10 protein-coding genes, 2 tRNA genes, 3 rRNA genes and 1 pseudogene are annotated in these 15,658 nt (G+C 43.2%); 12 read left to right on the forward strand and 4 right to left on the reverse strand.

Annotated elements, in window-relative coordinates:
- The first annotated feature begins 2 nt into the window (after nt 1-2).
- Complete coding sequence (gene ruvX, locus ACLOAU_RS01930; RefSeq protein ID WP_427860137.1) at nt 3-416, forward strand: Holliday junction resolvase RuvX; 414 nt, start codon at nt 3-5, stop codon at nt 414-416.
- Between the two features lie 153 nt (nt 417-569).
- On the opposite strand, the gene ACLOAU_RS01935 is transcribed toward ruvX, so the two are convergent.
- Nucleotides 570-758, reverse strand: coding sequence for a hypothetical protein (locus ACLOAU_RS01935; protein ID WP_427860139.1), 189 nt, complete (start codon nt 756-758; stop codon nt 570-572).
- Between the two features lie 73 nt (nt 759-831).
- Here ACLOAU_RS01935 and def point away from each other — a divergent pair, with 73 nt between their 5' ends.
- Entirely contained in the window at nt 832-1,413 is a 582-nt protein-coding gene (gene def / locus ACLOAU_RS01940; protein WP_427860140.1) for a peptide deformylase, read from the forward strand.
- Here def and radC read toward each other — a convergent pair whose 3' ends face one another.
- Nucleotides 1,414-2,103, reverse strand: coding sequence for a RadC family protein (gene radC / locus ACLOAU_RS01945; protein ID WP_427860141.1), 690 nt, complete (start codon nt 2,101-2,103; stop codon nt 1,414-1,416).
- A 212-nt stretch (nt 2,104-2,315) separates the two neighbouring features.
- On the opposite strand from radC, the gene ACLOAU_RS01950 reads away from it, so the two are divergent.
- The 10 genes and pseudogenes from ACLOAU_RS01950 (at nt 2,316) to ACLOAU_RS01995 (ending at nt 12,857) form a co-directional block, all read left to right on the forward strand.
- Entirely contained in the window at nt 2,316-3,284 is a 969-nt protein-coding gene (locus ACLOAU_RS01950; RefSeq protein WP_427860142.1) for a ribose-phosphate diphosphokinase, read from the forward strand.
- A 22-nt stretch (nt 3,285-3,306) separates the two neighbouring features.
- Nucleotides 3,307-3,885, forward strand: a complete 579-nt coding sequence (locus tag ACLOAU_RS01955; protein ID WP_427860143.1) for a 50S ribosomal protein L25 — start codon at nt 3,307-3,309, stop codon at nt 3,883-3,885.
- A gap of 142 nt (nt 3,886-4,027) precedes the next feature.
- Nucleotides 4,028-5,068, forward strand: a complete 1,041-nt coding sequence (guaC, locus tag ACLOAU_RS01960; protein WP_427860144.1) for a GMP reductase — start codon at nt 4,028-4,030, stop codon at nt 5,066-5,068.
- Between the two features lie 1,050 nt (nt 5,069-6,118).
- Nucleotides 6,119-7,644 (forward strand): 16S ribosomal RNA (locus ACLOAU_RS01965).
- 236 nt (nt 7,645-7,880) lie between these two features.
- Nucleotides 7,881-7,955 (forward strand) — tRNA-Ile (locus ACLOAU_RS01970).
- 10 nt (nt 7,956-7,965) lie between these two features.
- A tRNA-Ala gene (locus tag ACLOAU_RS01975) sits at nt 7,966-8,039 on the forward strand.
- A 349-nt stretch (nt 8,040-8,388) separates the two neighbouring features.
- Nucleotides 8,389-11,187, forward strand: a 23S ribosomal RNA gene (locus ACLOAU_RS01980).
- Between the two features lie 137 nt (nt 11,188-11,324).
- A 5S ribosomal RNA gene (gene rrf / locus ACLOAU_RS01985) occupies nt 11,325-11,436 on the forward strand.
- The 16S, 23S and 5S rRNA genes sit together here with 2 tRNA genes alongside, the layout of an rRNA operon.
- A gap of 310 nt (nt 11,437-11,746) precedes the next feature.
- Nucleotides 11,747-12,474: pseudogene (locus ACLOAU_RS01990) on the forward strand (DEAD/DEAH box helicase).
- Between the two features lie 38 nt (nt 12,475-12,512).
- On the forward strand, nt 12,513-12,857 hold the full coding sequence (locus ACLOAU_RS01995; protein ID WP_427862670.1) for a helicase-related protein: 345 nt from the start codon (nt 12,513-12,515) through the stop codon (nt 12,855-12,857).
- Nucleotides 12,858-14,230: 1,373 nt separating this feature from the next.
- Here the strand turns inward: ACLOAU_RS01995 and ACLOAU_RS02000 are convergent.
- Nucleotides 14,231-14,461, reverse strand: a complete 231-nt coding sequence (locus ACLOAU_RS02000) for a hypothetical protein (protein WP_427860145.1) — start codon at nt 14,459-14,461, stop codon at nt 14,231-14,233.
- Nucleotides 14,445-15,581 carry a tetratricopeptide repeat protein gene (locus ACLOAU_RS02005; RefSeq protein WP_427860146.1) on the reverse strand — a complete coding sequence of 379 codons (1,137 nt, stop codon included), beginning with the start codon at nt 15,579-15,581 and terminating at the stop codon, nt 14,445-14,447. The genes ACLOAU_RS02000 and ACLOAU_RS02005 overlap by 17 nt, the downstream gene beginning before the upstream one ends.
- Between the last annotated feature and the right edge of the window lie 77 nt (nt 15,582-15,658).

The following is a 15,658-nucleotide window of genomic DNA, read 5'->3' on the forward strand; positions in this document are numbered from 1 at the left end:
TCATGTCAAGATGGCTTTGTATAGATTATGGCCTGAAAAGAACAGGGATCGCAGTAACTGATCCATTAAAGATCATTGCAACCGGGTTAACTACGGTGGAGTCCAAACAACTGATATCTTTTCTGAAAGATTATTTCGCAAAGGAACCTGTTGAAAAAATCATTATTGGTATGCCCAAAAACTGGGATGATACGGATACCCATGCCACACCCCTGGTTGAAAAAGCGATCAAAGACCTGAAAAAACATTTTCCTCAAATGCCGCTGGAAACAGTAGACGAGCGTTATACATCAAAAATGGCGAAAGACGCCATGCTGGAGATGGGCCTTAAAAAAATGCAAAGACGTAACAAAGCCCTGGTAGATGAAATTGCTGCCACTATTATGTTGCAGGAGTACCTCGCAAAATGGGGGTAAGTCATTTCCTGCGAAAAGGATTTTTCAACCAGTTGCTGATATTATCGGGCTTCTCATTTTCGAAAGAGCCCGGTGTTAATGCGTTTGGATCTCCATAAACAAATTGCACTCCAAATTTTTGGCTCAGGTAGGCAAATAGATGATCACTGCATTTTATTTCGCCTTCAAAATAACTGGTCCAGCCAAAAGCAATGCGGTCGGTTTTTTTTGCAGCACCAGGTGGTCATAATCGACGCCTTCGTCAATTCCCCGGTATTTTGATCGAACTTTCCAACCTTCTTTAACTAAAGTGCGAATAATTTTTTCCCAATCTTCGGTTTTTATGTCAGTTGCAATTTTCATCTAAAATATGCTATACCAAAGTAAACATTTTTCGAATTATAGACATCGTGCAGTTTTTAGTACCTTTGCCGCCATGATTCTCCCAATAGTAGCTTACGGCAATCCCGTTTTAAGAAAAGTAGCAGAAGAGATAGGGCCCGATTATCCTGGCTTAAAGGAATTGATTTCCAACATGTGGGAAACCATGTATGCCAGTAATGGCGTTGGTTTGGCAGCACCACAGATTAATAAATCTATAAGATTGTTTGTAATAGACTCATTGCAGATCTTCGAAGCAATGGAGGATGAAGAAGAAAAGCAGGAGTACCCGGGAGATGAAGGTGCTAAGAAAGTGTTCATCAATGCCTATGTAAAAGAATTGAATGGGAAACCCTGGGCCTATAACGAAGGTTGTTTAAGTATACCTAAGGTGAGGGAAGATATTACCCGTGCTGAATCGGTTACCATAGAGTATGAAGACGAAAACTTTCAAACACATACAGATACTTATACCGGTATTACAGCCAGGGTGATTTTGCATGAATATGATCATATTGAAGGCAAACTGTTTATCGATCACTTACCCGCGTTAAAAAGACAATTGTTGAAAAGAAAGCTCAACGATATTTCTTCGGGCAAAATAAAAGTAGACTATAAAATGTCTTTTAGCCGCTAGTTATAGCAGCCCGTCATCTGCAAAACTGTAGTAGCCAGCATCACTTACGATAACGTGATCCAGCACTTTAATATCAAGAAAAGCGGCCGCATGTTTAATCTTTTCAGTCAGGTATTCATCGGCTTTACTGGGCTTCAGGCTTCCTGATGGGTGATTATGACTTAAAATAAGGCTGACCGCATTTTTCTCCAGGGCGTGTTTTAAAATAACCCTGGGATCGGCAACCGTTCCGGTGATTCCCCCGGTGCTGATGATGTCAAAACTCAAAATTTTACTGGACCGGTTGAGGTAAATAACGGCGAAAACTTCGTGTTGGTAGTCTTTGAGCCGCTCTTTCAGGAAATCTGCCATTTCCCTGGAGGTGGTGAACCGCTGTTTAACAGGCATGCGGCCCATTTGGCGTCTTCTACCCAGTTCCATGGCTGCAGCTATTGTGATGGCTTTGGCTTCTCCTATACCTTTTACAGATGTTAATTGTTTAATACTGATCGTGCCTAATTCATTCAGGTCGTCATTGCCCAGTTTTAATACATCTTTGGCCAGGGTAAGGGCAGATCTGTCGGGTGTACCATTGTGAATTAGTATCGCCAGAAGCTCCGAATTACTTAGGTTATTGGCGCCTATTGCGATCAGTTTTTCTCTTGGCCTGTCGTCTTTTGGCCATTCTTTAATGGTGTTTTTCAATTCCATAAGTTATCCTAAAAATACGAATATTTTGGTTAGTGTATCGTTCTAATAAAGAGTATTTTGTATTTCAATACGGGTGGCCGGTTCTTAAAAAGACGGCAGCGGACCTTCTTATGTGCAATGAAGAGGTTGTGGACCGGCTGTTCAAAAAAAAAAAGCTTTGAACCTCATAAATTGAATAAAAAAAATATCTTCGCCGCTCATTCACGAATACAATGCATAAAGCTCAATCGATTCCCCATGCTGCTAAAATATTTTCGGGAACAGCATCCGAAGCACTGGCAGTAGAAATAGCAAAACATTTTGGCTGCGACCCCGGAAAGCTTAGCATTCAACGCTTTGCAGACGGTGAGATTTCTCCTAATTACCTTGAAAGTGTGAGAGGAGATTATATCTTTTTAGTACAAAGTACCTACTCCCCCGGAGATAACCTTATGGAATTACTGCTGATGATCGATGCCGCAAAGAGAGCATCGGCCTATAAAGTAATAGCCGTTTTGCCTTATTACGGTTATGCAAGGCAGGATCGGAAAGATCGTCCTAGGGTAGCTATCGGTAGTAAACTGGTGGCAAACATGCTCACAGCAGCTGGAGCGGATCGTATTGTAACCATGGATTTACATGCTCCGCAGATACAGGGCTATTTCGATATCCCGGTGGATCACCTCGACAGTCATGCAGTCTTCATTCCCTATATTGAAAAGTTACAGCTAAAAAACCTTACCTTTGCGGCCCCTGACGTGGGAGCAACCAATAGAATCAGGGAAATTGCGAGCTATTTTAACGCGGATATGGTGATTTGTGATAAGCACCGGAAGCGCGCCAACGAGATAGCAAGCATGCGGTTAATTGGTGATGTAGAAGGGAAAGATGTGGTGATCATTGATGATATCTGCGATACCGGTGGTACATTGGCCAAATGTGCTTCACTCATCAAAGAAAAAGGGGCCAATAGTGTAAGAGCGATGATAACGCACCCCTTGTTGAGCGGTAAAGCTTACGAGAATATAGAGAGCAGCGTGTTAGAGGAACTGGTAGTATGTAATACCATTCCCTTGAAAAAGGAAAGCCCAAAAATAAAAGTTATTTCAGTGGCTGAATTATTCGCGGTAGCGATCAAGCATGCTTTCGAAAACAAGAGTATCACAAGTTTATTTGTGCACTCAAACCTGAGAACGAGTTAGTAAATATTAAAACAAAATAAAAATGAAAACAATTACAATCGAAGGACAACTGAGGACCGAGTTTGGCAAGTCAGCCACCCGCCAGGTTCGCTCTCAGGGAAATGTGCCTGCTGTAATTTACGGGGGTGCTAAAGAAGTAAACTTCAGTGCGTCTACTGCAGCGTTTAAGCCTTTAGTGTATACACCTAACTTCCAGGTAGCGGAAGTTAAAGTGGATGGAACAACTTACAGATGCATTTTGAAAGATCTTCAGTTTGACAAAGTAACTGATGCCTTAATTCACGTAGATTTATTAGAGCTGGTAGAAGACAAAAAAGTTATTGCTACTGTACCTCTTAAATACACAGGAACCTCTAAAGGTGTAAGAGCCGGTGGTAGATTTGTTTCTAAAATCAAATCGGTAAAAGTAAAAGCTTTACCCAAGCATTTAACTGAAACAATTGAAGTTCCTATTGATAATCTTGAGATCAACGAAAATATCAGGATCGAAGATATCGTTGCTCCGGATATGGAGATATTGAACTCTCCTCGTATCCCGGTTGCTTCTGTGGTAATGACAAGACAATTAAAACAGGAAGAAGCAGCAGCAGGTAAAAAATAATTATAGCAAAAGCTGTAAAATAGGCTGTCTCATCAGAGGCAGCCTATTTTTTTGCCCTGTTTTTGCATTTCGTTAAATGATCGCAGGTCTGTTAAGTCAGATAATTTGAATATCTTTTCTATTATTTCAATAAATCAGTGATATGAGAATAGAGTATGAGCTTAAATTAGGTTTTAAAGATGTAATGATACGCCCTAAACGATCTACTTTGAAAACAAGGGCCGATGTGGAACTGGAACGTGATTTCACATTTTTACATTCGGGAAAAACCTGGAGGGGAGTGCCTGTTATAGCAGCCAACATGGACACTGTGGGAACATTTGATATGGCGCTGGCACTATCTGCCGAGCAGATTATCACTGCTATTCATAAGCATTATTCCATTGAAGAGTGGAGCGCTTTTTTAGATGGCGCCGACGATGAACTATATCAATATATTGCCGTAAGTTCAGGTACCGGTAAGTCCGATGCAGATAAGCTGCAACTATTGCTGAGCCGGTACCCACAACTCAATTTTATTTGTATCGATGTAGCCAACGGCTACTCCGAACATTTTGTACAATTTGTAAAACAAACGCGTAGCTTATATCCCGGCAAAACAATCATCGCCGGCAACGTGGTAACAGGAGAGATGGTTGAGGAATTGTTATTGGCTGGCGCCGATATTATTAAAGTAGGCATTGGTCCGGGATCGGTATGCACTACCAGGGTAAAAACAGGAGTGGGGTATCCCCAGTTATCTGCCATCATAGAATGTGCGGATGCGGCGCATGGTTTAGGAGGGCAGATCATTTCTGATGGGGGATGTAAAGTGCCCGGAGATGTAGCCAAAGCTTTTGGTGCAGGAGCTGACTTTGTGATGTTGGGCGGTATGCTGGCCGGACATGACGAAAGCGGGGGAGAAGTGATCGAGGAGAACAATGAGAAGTACAAGCTGTTTTATGGCATGAGCTCAAAAACTGCAATGGACAAGCATGCTGGCGGGGTAGCCAACTACAGGGCGTCAGAAGGTAAAACGGTAAAGATTCCTTACCGGGGCGCGGTAGCTGATACCTTAAAAGATCTGTTAGGTGGCATTCGTTCTACCTGTACTTATGTAGGGGCTGCCCGGCTGAAGGAATTGACCAAACGAACCACTTTTATAAGGGTGGCAGAGCAGCATAACGAGGTATTCGGATCATAATTGCCTTTGTCGATTATTACATTGACAAAAATGACGATCGCCAATGAAACGATATTTCTATATAAAGTCCTGGTTACGAGATTTTTAGTTGCTAATAACCGGCATGTAGGGCAGGTATAAGGTCTCCTTTTTCAATTTTTTTTAAAATAATTTGTGTAAAAAGTTTTGTGATGTTGTGAGAAGTTCTATATTTGCAACCCGTTAGCGAATAGCGTAGTTCTTAAAGTGTTGTAATTGTTTGGCAGAGAGATGGTTAGGTTGAATTTATTAAAAATAAATTTGGTTAATTAGAATAAAGCTTTTACATTTGCATCCCGTTTGAGAGATAAAGCGGAAAAGAAGTTCTTAGAAAAGCCCTTAGGGTACTGGATAACAAATTAATAATGAATGTCTTAAGTTTTAAGCATTCCGCTTATTTCCCACCTTTGCAGTTAAGTCTGCGTCTTTAGAAAGCTTTGAAAAAAAAGTTTTAAGAAAGTTGGTTTGAGTTTCGAAATTTCTCCTTATCTTTGCCGTCCGAAAATAATTGATCGGATAGTTCTTAGAGAGGTTTTTGATTGGTTTTAGAGATTGATTCTTTAGAAATAAATTCAAAAAAAGTTTCGAAAAAATTTGGCAGATTGAAGTAAAGATACTAACTTTGCAATCCCAATTAAAAAACAACACTACGAAAGTTGTTTGGTTCTTCAGAAAGTTTATAGGAAAGATGAAAGGAGCGAGAGAGTCGCCCATGAGTGGTAAGCCCGCGGATGATGAGATATCGGGGTAGTATTTTACGCTCATTAAGTTTAGAAATTAGTTCTTTAGATATTTGATAATGACATTAGGTCTGGTGGTTCATAACCATAATTATCACTTTAATCATTAGCATATTAGCACATCAGCAAATTAGCTAATTGGTTGTAAGTTCTTTGAAAGTTTGGAAACAATAGCACAATCAAATCGTCGTAAGACGACACGAAAGGTAAGTCAAAAGCAAATAACATTCGATTTTTGACACGTTAATTTTTCTTCTTGAGAATTTTTAATAGTCAGCAATCAAACTCATTTACAACGGAGAGTTTGATCCTGGCTCAGGATGAACGCTAGCGGCAGGCTTAATACATGCAAGTCGAGGGGCAGCGGGGTAGCAATACCGCCGGCGACCGGCAAACGGGTGCGGAACACGTACACAACCTTCCTTTTAGTGGGGGATAGCCCAGAGAAATTTGGATTAATACCCCGTAACATGTTGGTGAGGCATCTCACTGATATTATAGTGGCAACACGCTAGAAGACGGGTGTGCGTATGATTAGGTAGTTGGCGGGGTAACGGCCCACCAAGCCTTCGATCATTAACTGGTGTGAGAGCACGACCAGTCACACGGGCACTGAGACACGGGCCCGACTCCTACGGGAGGCAGCAGTAAGGAATATTGGTCAATGGAGGAAACTCTGAACCAGCCATGCCGCGTGGAGGATGAAGGTCCTCTGGATTGTAAACTTCTTTTATATGGGACGAAAAAAGGGAATTCTTTCTCGACTGACGGTACCATATGAATAAGCACCGGCTAACTCCGTGCCAGCAGCCGCGGTAATACGGAGGGTGCAAGCGTTATCCGGATTCACTGGGTTTAAAGGGAGCGTAGGTGGGTTAGTAAGTCCGTGGTGAAATCTCTGAGCTTAACTCGGAAACTGCCATGGATACTATTAGTCTTGAATATTGTGGAGGTTAGCGGAATATGTCATGTAGCGGTGAAATGCTTAGATATGACATAGAACACCAATTGCGAAGGCAGCTGGCTACACATATATTGACACTGAGGCTCGAAAGCGTGGGGATCAAACAGGATTAGATACCCTGGTAGTCCACGCCCTAAACTATGGATACTCGACATACGCGATAAACTGTGTGTGTCTGAGCGAAAGCATTAAGTATCCCACCTGGGAAGTACGACCGCAAGGTTGAAACTCAAAGGAATTGGCGGGGGTCCGCACAAGCGGTGGAGCATGTGGTTTAATTCGATGATACGCGAGGAACCTTACCTGGGCTAGAATGCGAGTGCCGTACCGTGAAAGCGGTATTTCTAGCAATAGACACAAAGCAAGGTGCTGCATGGCTGTCGTCAGCTCGTGCCGTGAGGTGTTGGGTTAAGTCCCGCAACGAGCGCAACCCCCATCACTAGTTGCCATCAGGTAACGCTGGGAACTCTAGTGAAACTGCCGTCGTAAGACGCGAGGAAGGAGGGGATGATGTCAAGTCATCATGGCCTTTATGCCCAGGGCTACACACGTGCTACAATGGGTAGGACAAAGAGTCGCAACACGGTGACGTGAAGCTAATCTCAAAAACCTACTCTCAGTTCAGATCGTAGTCTGCAACTCGACTACGTGAAGCTGGAATCGCTAGTAATCGTATATCAGCAATGATACGGTGAATACGTTCCCGGACCTTGCACACACCGCCCGTCAAGCCATGAAAGCCGGGTGTACCTAAAGTCGGTAACCGTAAGGAGCTGCCTAGGGTAAAACTGGTAATTGGGGCTAAGTCGTAACAAGGTAGCCGTATCGGAAGGTGCGGCTGGAATACCTCCTTTTTAGAGCAAGCACTTATCTGTGCTGTTGTTTCCTTTTCTTTCAATATTATTGAAGTTGAAAGGTTGATCGGTTGAAAAGTTAATAAGGGTTTTACCTTTTCAACCAGTAAACCTGTCAACTTAAACAAAGTTCTTTACATAAGACCTGATGGCCAAATTTGAGAGCGGCAATCTAAAGCCAAAAGCTGATAAGCATTAGCACATTAGCATATTAGCAAATTGGCACATTAGTAAACAGATCCGTAGCTCAGCCTGGTTAGAGCACTACACTGATAATGTAGGGGTCACCAGTTCAAATCTGGTCGGGTCTACTAAAACTCTGGGGGGTTAGCTCAGTTGGCTAGAGCATCTGCCTTGCACGCAGAGGGTCATCGGTTCGACTCCGATATCCTCCACAAAGTAGGAGGTAATGTTTTAAAAGAAGCCTCACAGAATAGTTCTTTACATACTGATAATGACTTAAAAATAGTTTTAAGGTCTGATGGTTCGCAACCATATTATCAACTACGATCATTAGCACATTAGCATATTAGCTGATTGGCAAATTGATTAAAAGTTCTTTGACATATTGGAAAAAATATTGTTAGGAGAGTACCTAACATAGTTTATCGATCATAATTGTAATTATATCACCAAAATTTTTGGTTGGTCTGAAGCAATGTGGTCGGGTAACAACTACAACAAACTAAATAAAAAAGTCCAGTAGAGATACTGGCCTCATATTAATTAAGTTTTATAAACTTTTTTAAAGCAATTAAGGGCGTATGGTGGATGCCTTGGGTCTGAGAGGCGATGAAGGACGTGGTAAGCTGCGATAAGCCAGGGGGAACTGCACACGAGTATTATATCCCTGGATTTCCGAATGGGACAACCTGTTACGTTGAAGACGTATCACTCGAAAGAGAGCCAACCCGGAGAACTGAAACATCTAAGTACCCGGAGGAAAAGAAAATAAGTCAATGATTCCCTAAGTAGTGGCGAGCGAACAGGGAAGAGCCTAAACCGGCTTCGCGTGCGGAGCCGGGGTTGTAGGACCACATTTAGAAAGCATCATCAAGCTGAATTTTTTGGAAAATTAAGCCATAGGGCGTGAAAGCCGCGTAAGCAGAAATTGATGTGGACGAGTGGTATCCTGAGTAGGGCGGGACCGGAGGAATCCTGCTTGAATCTGCCAGCACCATCTGGTAAGGCTAAATACTCCTCAGACACCGATAGTGAACCAGTACCGTAAGGGAAAGGTGAAAAGCACCCTAAATAAGGGAGTGAAATAGTACCTGAAACCGTACGCCTACAAGCGGTCGGAGCAACTATATGTTGTGACGGCGTGCCTTTTGCATAATGAGCCTACGAGTTAGTCCTCACTGGCGAGGTTAAGTTTTAAACAACGGAGCCGTAGCGAAAGCGAGTCCGAATAGGGCGCTTAGTCAGTGGGGCTAGACGCGAAACTTTGTGATCTATCCATGGGCAGGTTGAAGGTGTGGTAACACACACTGGAGGACCGAACCCGTTGACGTTGAAAAGTCTTGGGATGACCTGTGGATAGGGGTGAAAGGCCAATCAAACTGAGAGATAGCTCGTTCTCCCCGAAATGTTTTTAGGAACAGCCTCGGTTTATAAAGTCTGTTAGAGGTAGAGCTACTGATTGGGCTAGGGGGCTTCACCGCCTACCAAACCCTGACAAACTCCGAATGCTAACAGATGTTTACCGGGAGTGAGGCTGCGGGCGCTAAGGTCCGTGGCCGAGAGGGAAATAACCCAGAATAGCAGCTAAGGTCCCCAATGCATAGTTAAGTTAATCAAACGATGTAGAGCTTCTATAACAGCCAGGATGTTTGCTTGGAAGCAGCAATTCATTTAAAGAGTGCGTAACAGCTCACTGGTCGAGAGGCTCTGCGCGGAAAATAATCGGGTATTAAACTATGAACCGAAGCTCTATGATCGGCGCTAGGCGCATGATCGGTAGGGGAGCATTCTGACTGCATCGAAGGTGTACGGCGACGTATGCTGGAGCGGTTAGAAAAGAAAATGTAGGCATAAGTAACGATAAATAAGGTGAAAAACCTTATCGCCGAAAGTCTAAGGGTTCCTGATCAACGTTAATCGGATCAGGGTTAGCCCGGTCCTTAGTCAAACCCGAAAGGGGTAGACGATGGAAAGCAGGTTAATATTCCTGCGCCCACTATGCATTAAAAGTGACGGAGAATGCTAGCACTACAGGCTGACGGATTAGCTGAGTGGATCCTTCGGGTGAAGCGCAAGTGTGAAAGTTCTTCCAAGAAAAGCGAGCATAGCGGCCGGTACCGCAAACCGACACAGGTAGACGGGATGAGTATTCTAAGGCGCTCGGGTGAGCCGTGGAGAAGGAACTAGGCAAATTGATGCTGTAACTTCGGGATAAAGCATACCTACTTCGGTAGGTCTCAGTAAAATGGTTCAACCAACTGTTTAACAAAAACATAGGGCCCTGCAAAATCGAAAGATGACGTATAGAGCCTGATACCTGCCCGGTGCTGGAAGGTTAAGGAAGGATGTTCGGAGTAATCCAAAGCTTCTGACTGAAGCCCCAGTAAACGGCGGCCGTAACTATAACGGTCCTAAGGTAGCGAAATTCCTTGTCGGGTAAGTTCCGACCTGCACGAATGGTCTAATGAGTTGAACGCTGTCTCCTCCACGAGCCCGGTGAAATTGTAGTATCGGTGAAGATGCCGGTTACCCGCCACGGGACGGAAAGACCCCGTGAACCTTCACTATAACTTTGCATTGATTTTGAATTACGGATGTGTAGCATAGTTGGGACGCTATGAAGCGGTGGCGCCAGCCATTGTGGAGCGGTCGTTGAAATACCAACCTTCTTTGATTTAGGATCTAATCCCTCGCGGGAAACAGTGCATGGTGGGTAGTTTGACTGGGGTGGTCGCCTCCTAAAGAGTAACGGAGGCTTGCAAAGGTTCCCTCAGTACGGTTGGTAATCGTACGCAGAGCGCATTAGTATAAGGGAGCTTGACTGTGAGGCAAACAGGCCGAGCAGGGACGAAAGTCGGCTAAAGTGATCCGGCGGTTCTGTATGGAAGGGCCGTCGCTCAAAGGATAAAAGGTACTCCGGGGATAACAGGCTGATCTCCCCCAAGAGCTCATATCGACGGGGAGGTTTGGCACCTCGATGTCGGTTCGTCACATCCTGGGGCTGGAGAAGGTCCCAAGGGTTCGGCTGTTCGCCGATTAAAGTGGCACGTGAACTGGGTTCAGAACGTCGCAAGACAGTTCGGTCCCTATCTGTGGTGGGCGTTAGTAAATTGAGAGAACATGACCTTAGTACGAGAGGACCGGGTCGTACGTACCGCTGGTGTATCAGTTGTGCCGCCAGGTGCAATGCTGAGTAGCTAAGTACGGACAGGATAAACGCTGAAAGCATCTAAGCGTGAAACCTATCTCAAGATGAGTTTACTTTTAAGGGCCGTAAGAGACTATTACGTTGATAGGCTACAGGTGTAAAGGTGGTAACATCAAAGCCGAGTAGTACTAATTGCCCGTACGCTTTAATTTTATTTTGTTAGGTACTCTTCTAATTTTTTTCTTTTTCCAATATGTTATTTTATTCAAGTTGAAAAGTTGATAAGTTCACAAGTTAATAAGGACTTACCTGTTAACTAAATACTTATAAACCTGTCAACTCAAGAATTTATGGTGGTTATACCAAGGGTGTTCACCTCTTCCCATACCGAACAGAGAAGTTAAGCCCCTTAAGGCCGATGGTACTGCACCACAATGCGGGAGAGTAGGTAGCTGCCATTCTTTTTACAGAAGCCTCACAATTTTGTGAGGCTTTTTTGTGTGCCTATAGCTCAACAAGTCGACCAGCCTATGCCACGACCCTTCGCCGAAGGGCCCACCTTAACACGCCAGCTACCCCTAGCAGTAACAAAATGAAATTTATGCCTGACACACCAATGACAATTATCCAACCTGATTTATATTCATGAGCATCGTTTTGTATCAGCGAAATACATATCTATACAATGAGTTAAACAAGGGTATCTTTGCTGCTCATTTTTAATCCAACAAACAATTGAAATTTACAGAATTTGGTTTTGACGATCGTTTAATGGAGGGCATTGAAGCCTCCAACTATCAACAGGCTACTCCTATACAGGAACAGGCTATTCCCCATATACTTAATGGCAAAAATATACTGGCTTTTGCGCAAACCGGCACCGGTAAAACAGCTGCGTTTTATTGCCGCTCATCAACAGGTTACTTACAGAAGAAACCAGCAGTAACGGCATCAGTGCAATGATCATTGTACCTACCCGTGAACTGGCGATCCAGATATCCCAGCACCTGGAAGGACTTTCCTACTTCACCAATTTGAGCTCTATTGCTGTATATGGCGGAGGTAATGGTAATGATTTTATACAGGAAAAGAGAGCGATGACCATGGGGGCTGATATAGTGGTATGTACGCCCGGGAAAATGATGGCTCATATTAAAATGGGCTATGTTAAGTTACAGTCTTTACGCTACCTGGTGTTAGATGAAGCTGATCGCATGCTGGATATGGGTTTCTATGAAGACATCATGTTTATCATCGGCAAGCTACCCCAGGAACGGCAAACCATGCTGTTTTCGGCAACCATGCCTCCCAAAATAAAAATATTGGCAAGAAATATATTGAAAGATCCTGTTGAGGTCAGCATCGCTATGAGCAAGCCGCCTGAAAAGATATTGCAGCAGGCCTATATGGTATACGATGAGCAAAAAATTCCTTTGATACAATACCTGCTTAAGGAAAAACAATATAAAGGCGTTCTTATTTTTGCGGCAGTAAGGTAAAAGTAAAGGAGCTCGCCAGGGATCTGCGAAGAGTAGGTATTAAAGCGGGCGAAATACATAGCGACCTGGAACAGGATAGCAGGGAAGACGTGCTAATGCAATACCGTAGCGGAAGACTACCTGTGCTGGTGGCAACCGATATCCTGGGACGAGGTATTGACATAGACCATATCGATTTGATCATCAATTTTGATGTTCCGGGTGATGGTGAAGATTATGTACACCGGATTGGACGTACTGCCAGGGCGGAAGCAACCGGTAGTGCATTTACTTTTGTGAATCCCAAGGAGCAACGGAAGTTTCAGGCCATTGAGAAATTGATTGCTAAGGAGGTTGATAAAATGACGATACCTGAGCACCTCAGGACAACAGCCGGCGTATAACCCCGCACCTCAAAATTCTGCCAGGAGAAAAAAAGGATATTACCGGCATTCAGGCAACAGGCATAAATAAACACAGCTTTCGTTCATATAAGGTTGAGTTGAGAGGCTTTCCGCACTAATGAGGCTACATTCCGCTGTCAAATTTACGAGCAGGTTTTTCCGTGCGTATCAACTGTAGTGATACTTATATATAGGTTCCCGGCAATTTCACTATTGGGTAAAGCCATCGGCAATTAACTCTAATACTTCCTTTTCGCGCGGGTAAGAATAATATTATGAACATCCGGACTTTGTTGCAAAGCAAGAGCGGCTTCATTACTAAAAAATACCTTCCTTTTATAACGGTACGAATAGCTTCCATCAATTCGGGCCGGGGTGGCATTTTTTAATATATAACCGGACGCCCCGTTATCCATCATTTTGCTGATAAACTATGTTGGTTAAAAGTGCTGAGTCCAATGATAAAAACTGAAGGATAAGTACTTTCTCACTCTTTACACAGATCGATCCCCGTTTTATCGGAAAGATTAATGTCCATTAAAATGACATCGGGCTGATGGTTTTTCAGGAAAGCCAGGCAGGACGCCGGCACTGGTGGCATGTCCCATCCAGTTGATATCTTTTTCCCTGCACCAGTAGCGATTGGATGCCTTCTTATTTATCAATAGTGATCATCCAACTATAAAAGAGATTGATTTGCATTGTGCCATTTGCGTTTGGCTACACTATTGTCAGGTTAAAGGTAATTCTAATCAAAACAGACGTGCCTTGTTATTAAGAGATTGTATATCCAGTTTGCCGTTTAAAAAAAATGATCCTGTTTTCAATATTATTCATCCTATACCGCTGCTTTGTTTAAGTGTGTGGTGGTCAAACCCTTTACCATCGTCTTCTACGGTTACAGATAGCGTGTGATCGTGTAACACTTAATTGAAACAATGGCGGTTTTTGCCGCTGCATTGTCCATTATGCTATTGTTGATCAGTTTCCTGCACATGCGGTAAATGGTAACCGCAACTGGTTTGCTCTATACTGAATATCGTTAAGTCCTATAGACTTGTAAGAGACTTTCAGGGCGCCGCTTTGCGATATATGCAAACAGAAATCCTGCAGGGCTGTGTCCAAACCAAATTTAAACCAACGCTTCAGGCATCATATTATGAGCCACGCGACGCATTTCTGGATAGACTATCCAGCATGTCTATACTGCGTTCAAAAGCTGCGCATTTTCAGGCGTCATTAATTAGATTTCCCTTCATGGTATTTAAAGCATATTTTATGCCACTGAGCATGCCACCCAAACCATCATGCAAAGTCTTTGGCGAGACGGGTACGTTCCTGTGATTCCCCTTGTAATACAGCTTCAGTGGCGGTTAATTGTTGCTGGGTTTCAAGTTCTGTAATGCGCTGTAGTTGCAGCTTTTGGCGGTTTTTTGTAGTTTCGGTAGCCCCAATACCAAAATAACTAAAAGGGCAGCAGCGCCGCCGAATAAGACATAATTCAGCGTATTTTTCTGACGAATAGACAATTGTTGTATTTCCTTCTCATCCTGCAATATCTTTATCTCGTTGTCTTTCCCCTGCACTTTAAACCGCGTTTCCATAACGGCAATATTTTCTTTCATCTCTTCGGAAGAAAGGCTGTCGGATAAGCTTATTTTTTTTAAAAAGAAATTTATTGGCATTTTCATAGTCTTTATTTTGCATGTACCAATGGGCAAGATTATTATAAGCATTTAATTCTGCAGTTCGAATTTTAAAGGCCACAGATTTGGCAAGCAATGAGTCGAGATATTGCTTGGCCTCTTTTAGTTTCCCCGATTCTGTGAGCACAGCGCTAAGTGGATCCAGAATCGTTAGTTCCAGCTGCTTGTTATCATTTTGAAGCGAATAATCGTATGCTTTTTTTAAATTACTAATAGCTTTTTCATATTGTTTTTCATGTTTGCTTACAAGCCCCCTGTTCTGATAAAAAAAGATATAGGTTGCATTATTGTCAAGCCTCATAACAACAGGTTCAATTTTATCCAGGATCTTTGTGGCTTCTCTGAAATTTTGTGCATCCAGTAATCTCGATACATAGCCTATATTGCGGCGCGCAAAGCTCAACGAATCTCCAGCTTTCTCTGCTGCTGCAATGGCTCTTCTGTCATATTCCATTGCCCGTTCAGGCAATAGCAGCTGGGCATACATGATCGCGATGTTGCCGTAGACAGAGGCTAAAGCATCGGGATCTATTTTTTCAAAAATGATAGCTGCTTGTGTTAAATGATCAATAGCCCGCTTGTAATCGGCTAATTTGGCATAGTCACCTGCAACATTATTGTGCAGCCATGCTAAAGAGGTTACCGCGAATTTGGAAGTGTCTTTCTTTAACAGCATGAAAGCTGTATCAGCGTAAGCCCGTGCATTTTCTGCATCCTCCTTATCCGAATAATAAATCTGCTTATAGTGATAGGCTGCCTGCAGGCCCTTGCGGTAGTTTTGCTCTTTGCTGATACTGATTACTTCGTTGAGATAGGGCAATAGTTGCGAGGTATTTCCGTTTAGTGCAGCCCGTGCATAATCTGTTATTATCCTCACCCGCAACGTATCTCTTTGCGGATGTTTATTGATTTCAGCCTTGATGCTATCAAGCACTTTCGTTTGAGCGGTTCCTATGTATCCATACCCCATTGCTGCTGCAACTATTATAAACCTTTGGGCAGTGGACATCCATCGCATATTTCTGTTTTTACAAATAAACGAATTGAATTTAATGAAATTACTCCCCTTTTTACAGGAATTTATAGGCTTTGCAT

It is taken from the genome of Paraniabella aurantiaca, assembly GCF_050309965.1.
In the GTDB taxonomy this organism is placed as follows: Bacteria; Bacteroidota; Bacteroidia; order Chitinophagales; family Chitinophagaceae; genus Niabella.

What these genes read in the sequence shown, in the direction of transcription:
- ruvX (WP_427860137.1), top strand. Translation starts at nt 3, where the DNA reads ATGTCAAGATGGCTTTGTATAGATTATGGCCTGAAAAGAACAGGGATC.
- ACLOAU_RS01935 (WP_427860139.1), bottom strand. Translation starts at nt 758, where the DNA reads ATGAAAATTGCAACTGACATAAAAACCGAAGATTGGGAAAAAATTATT.
- def (WP_427860140.1), top strand. Translation starts at nt 832, where the DNA reads ATGATTCTCCCAATAGTAGCTTACGGCAATCCCGTTTTAAGAAAAGTA.
- radC (WP_427860141.1), bottom strand. Translation starts at nt 2,103, where the DNA reads ATGGAATTGAAAAACACCATTAAAGAATGGCCAAAAGACGACAGGCCA.
- ACLOAU_RS01950 (WP_427860142.1), top strand. Translation starts at nt 2,316, where the DNA reads ATGCATAAAGCTCAATCGATTCCCCATGCTGCTAAAATATTTTCGGGA.
- ACLOAU_RS01955 (WP_427860143.1), top strand. Translation starts at nt 3,307, where the DNA reads ATGAAAACAATTACAATCGAAGGACAACTGAGGACCGAGTTTGGCAAG.
- guaC (WP_427860144.1), top strand. Translation starts at nt 4,028, where the DNA reads ATGAGAATAGAGTATGAGCTTAAATTAGGTTTTAAAGATGTAATGATA.
- ACLOAU_RS02000 (WP_427860145.1), bottom strand. Translation starts at nt 14,461, where the DNA reads ATGGAAACGCGGTTTAAAGTGCAGGGGAAAGACAACGAGATAAAGATA.
- ACLOAU_RS02005 (WP_427860146.1), bottom strand. Translation starts at nt 15,581, where the DNA reads ATGCGATGGATGTCCACTGCCCAAAGGTTTATAATAGTTGCAGCAGCA.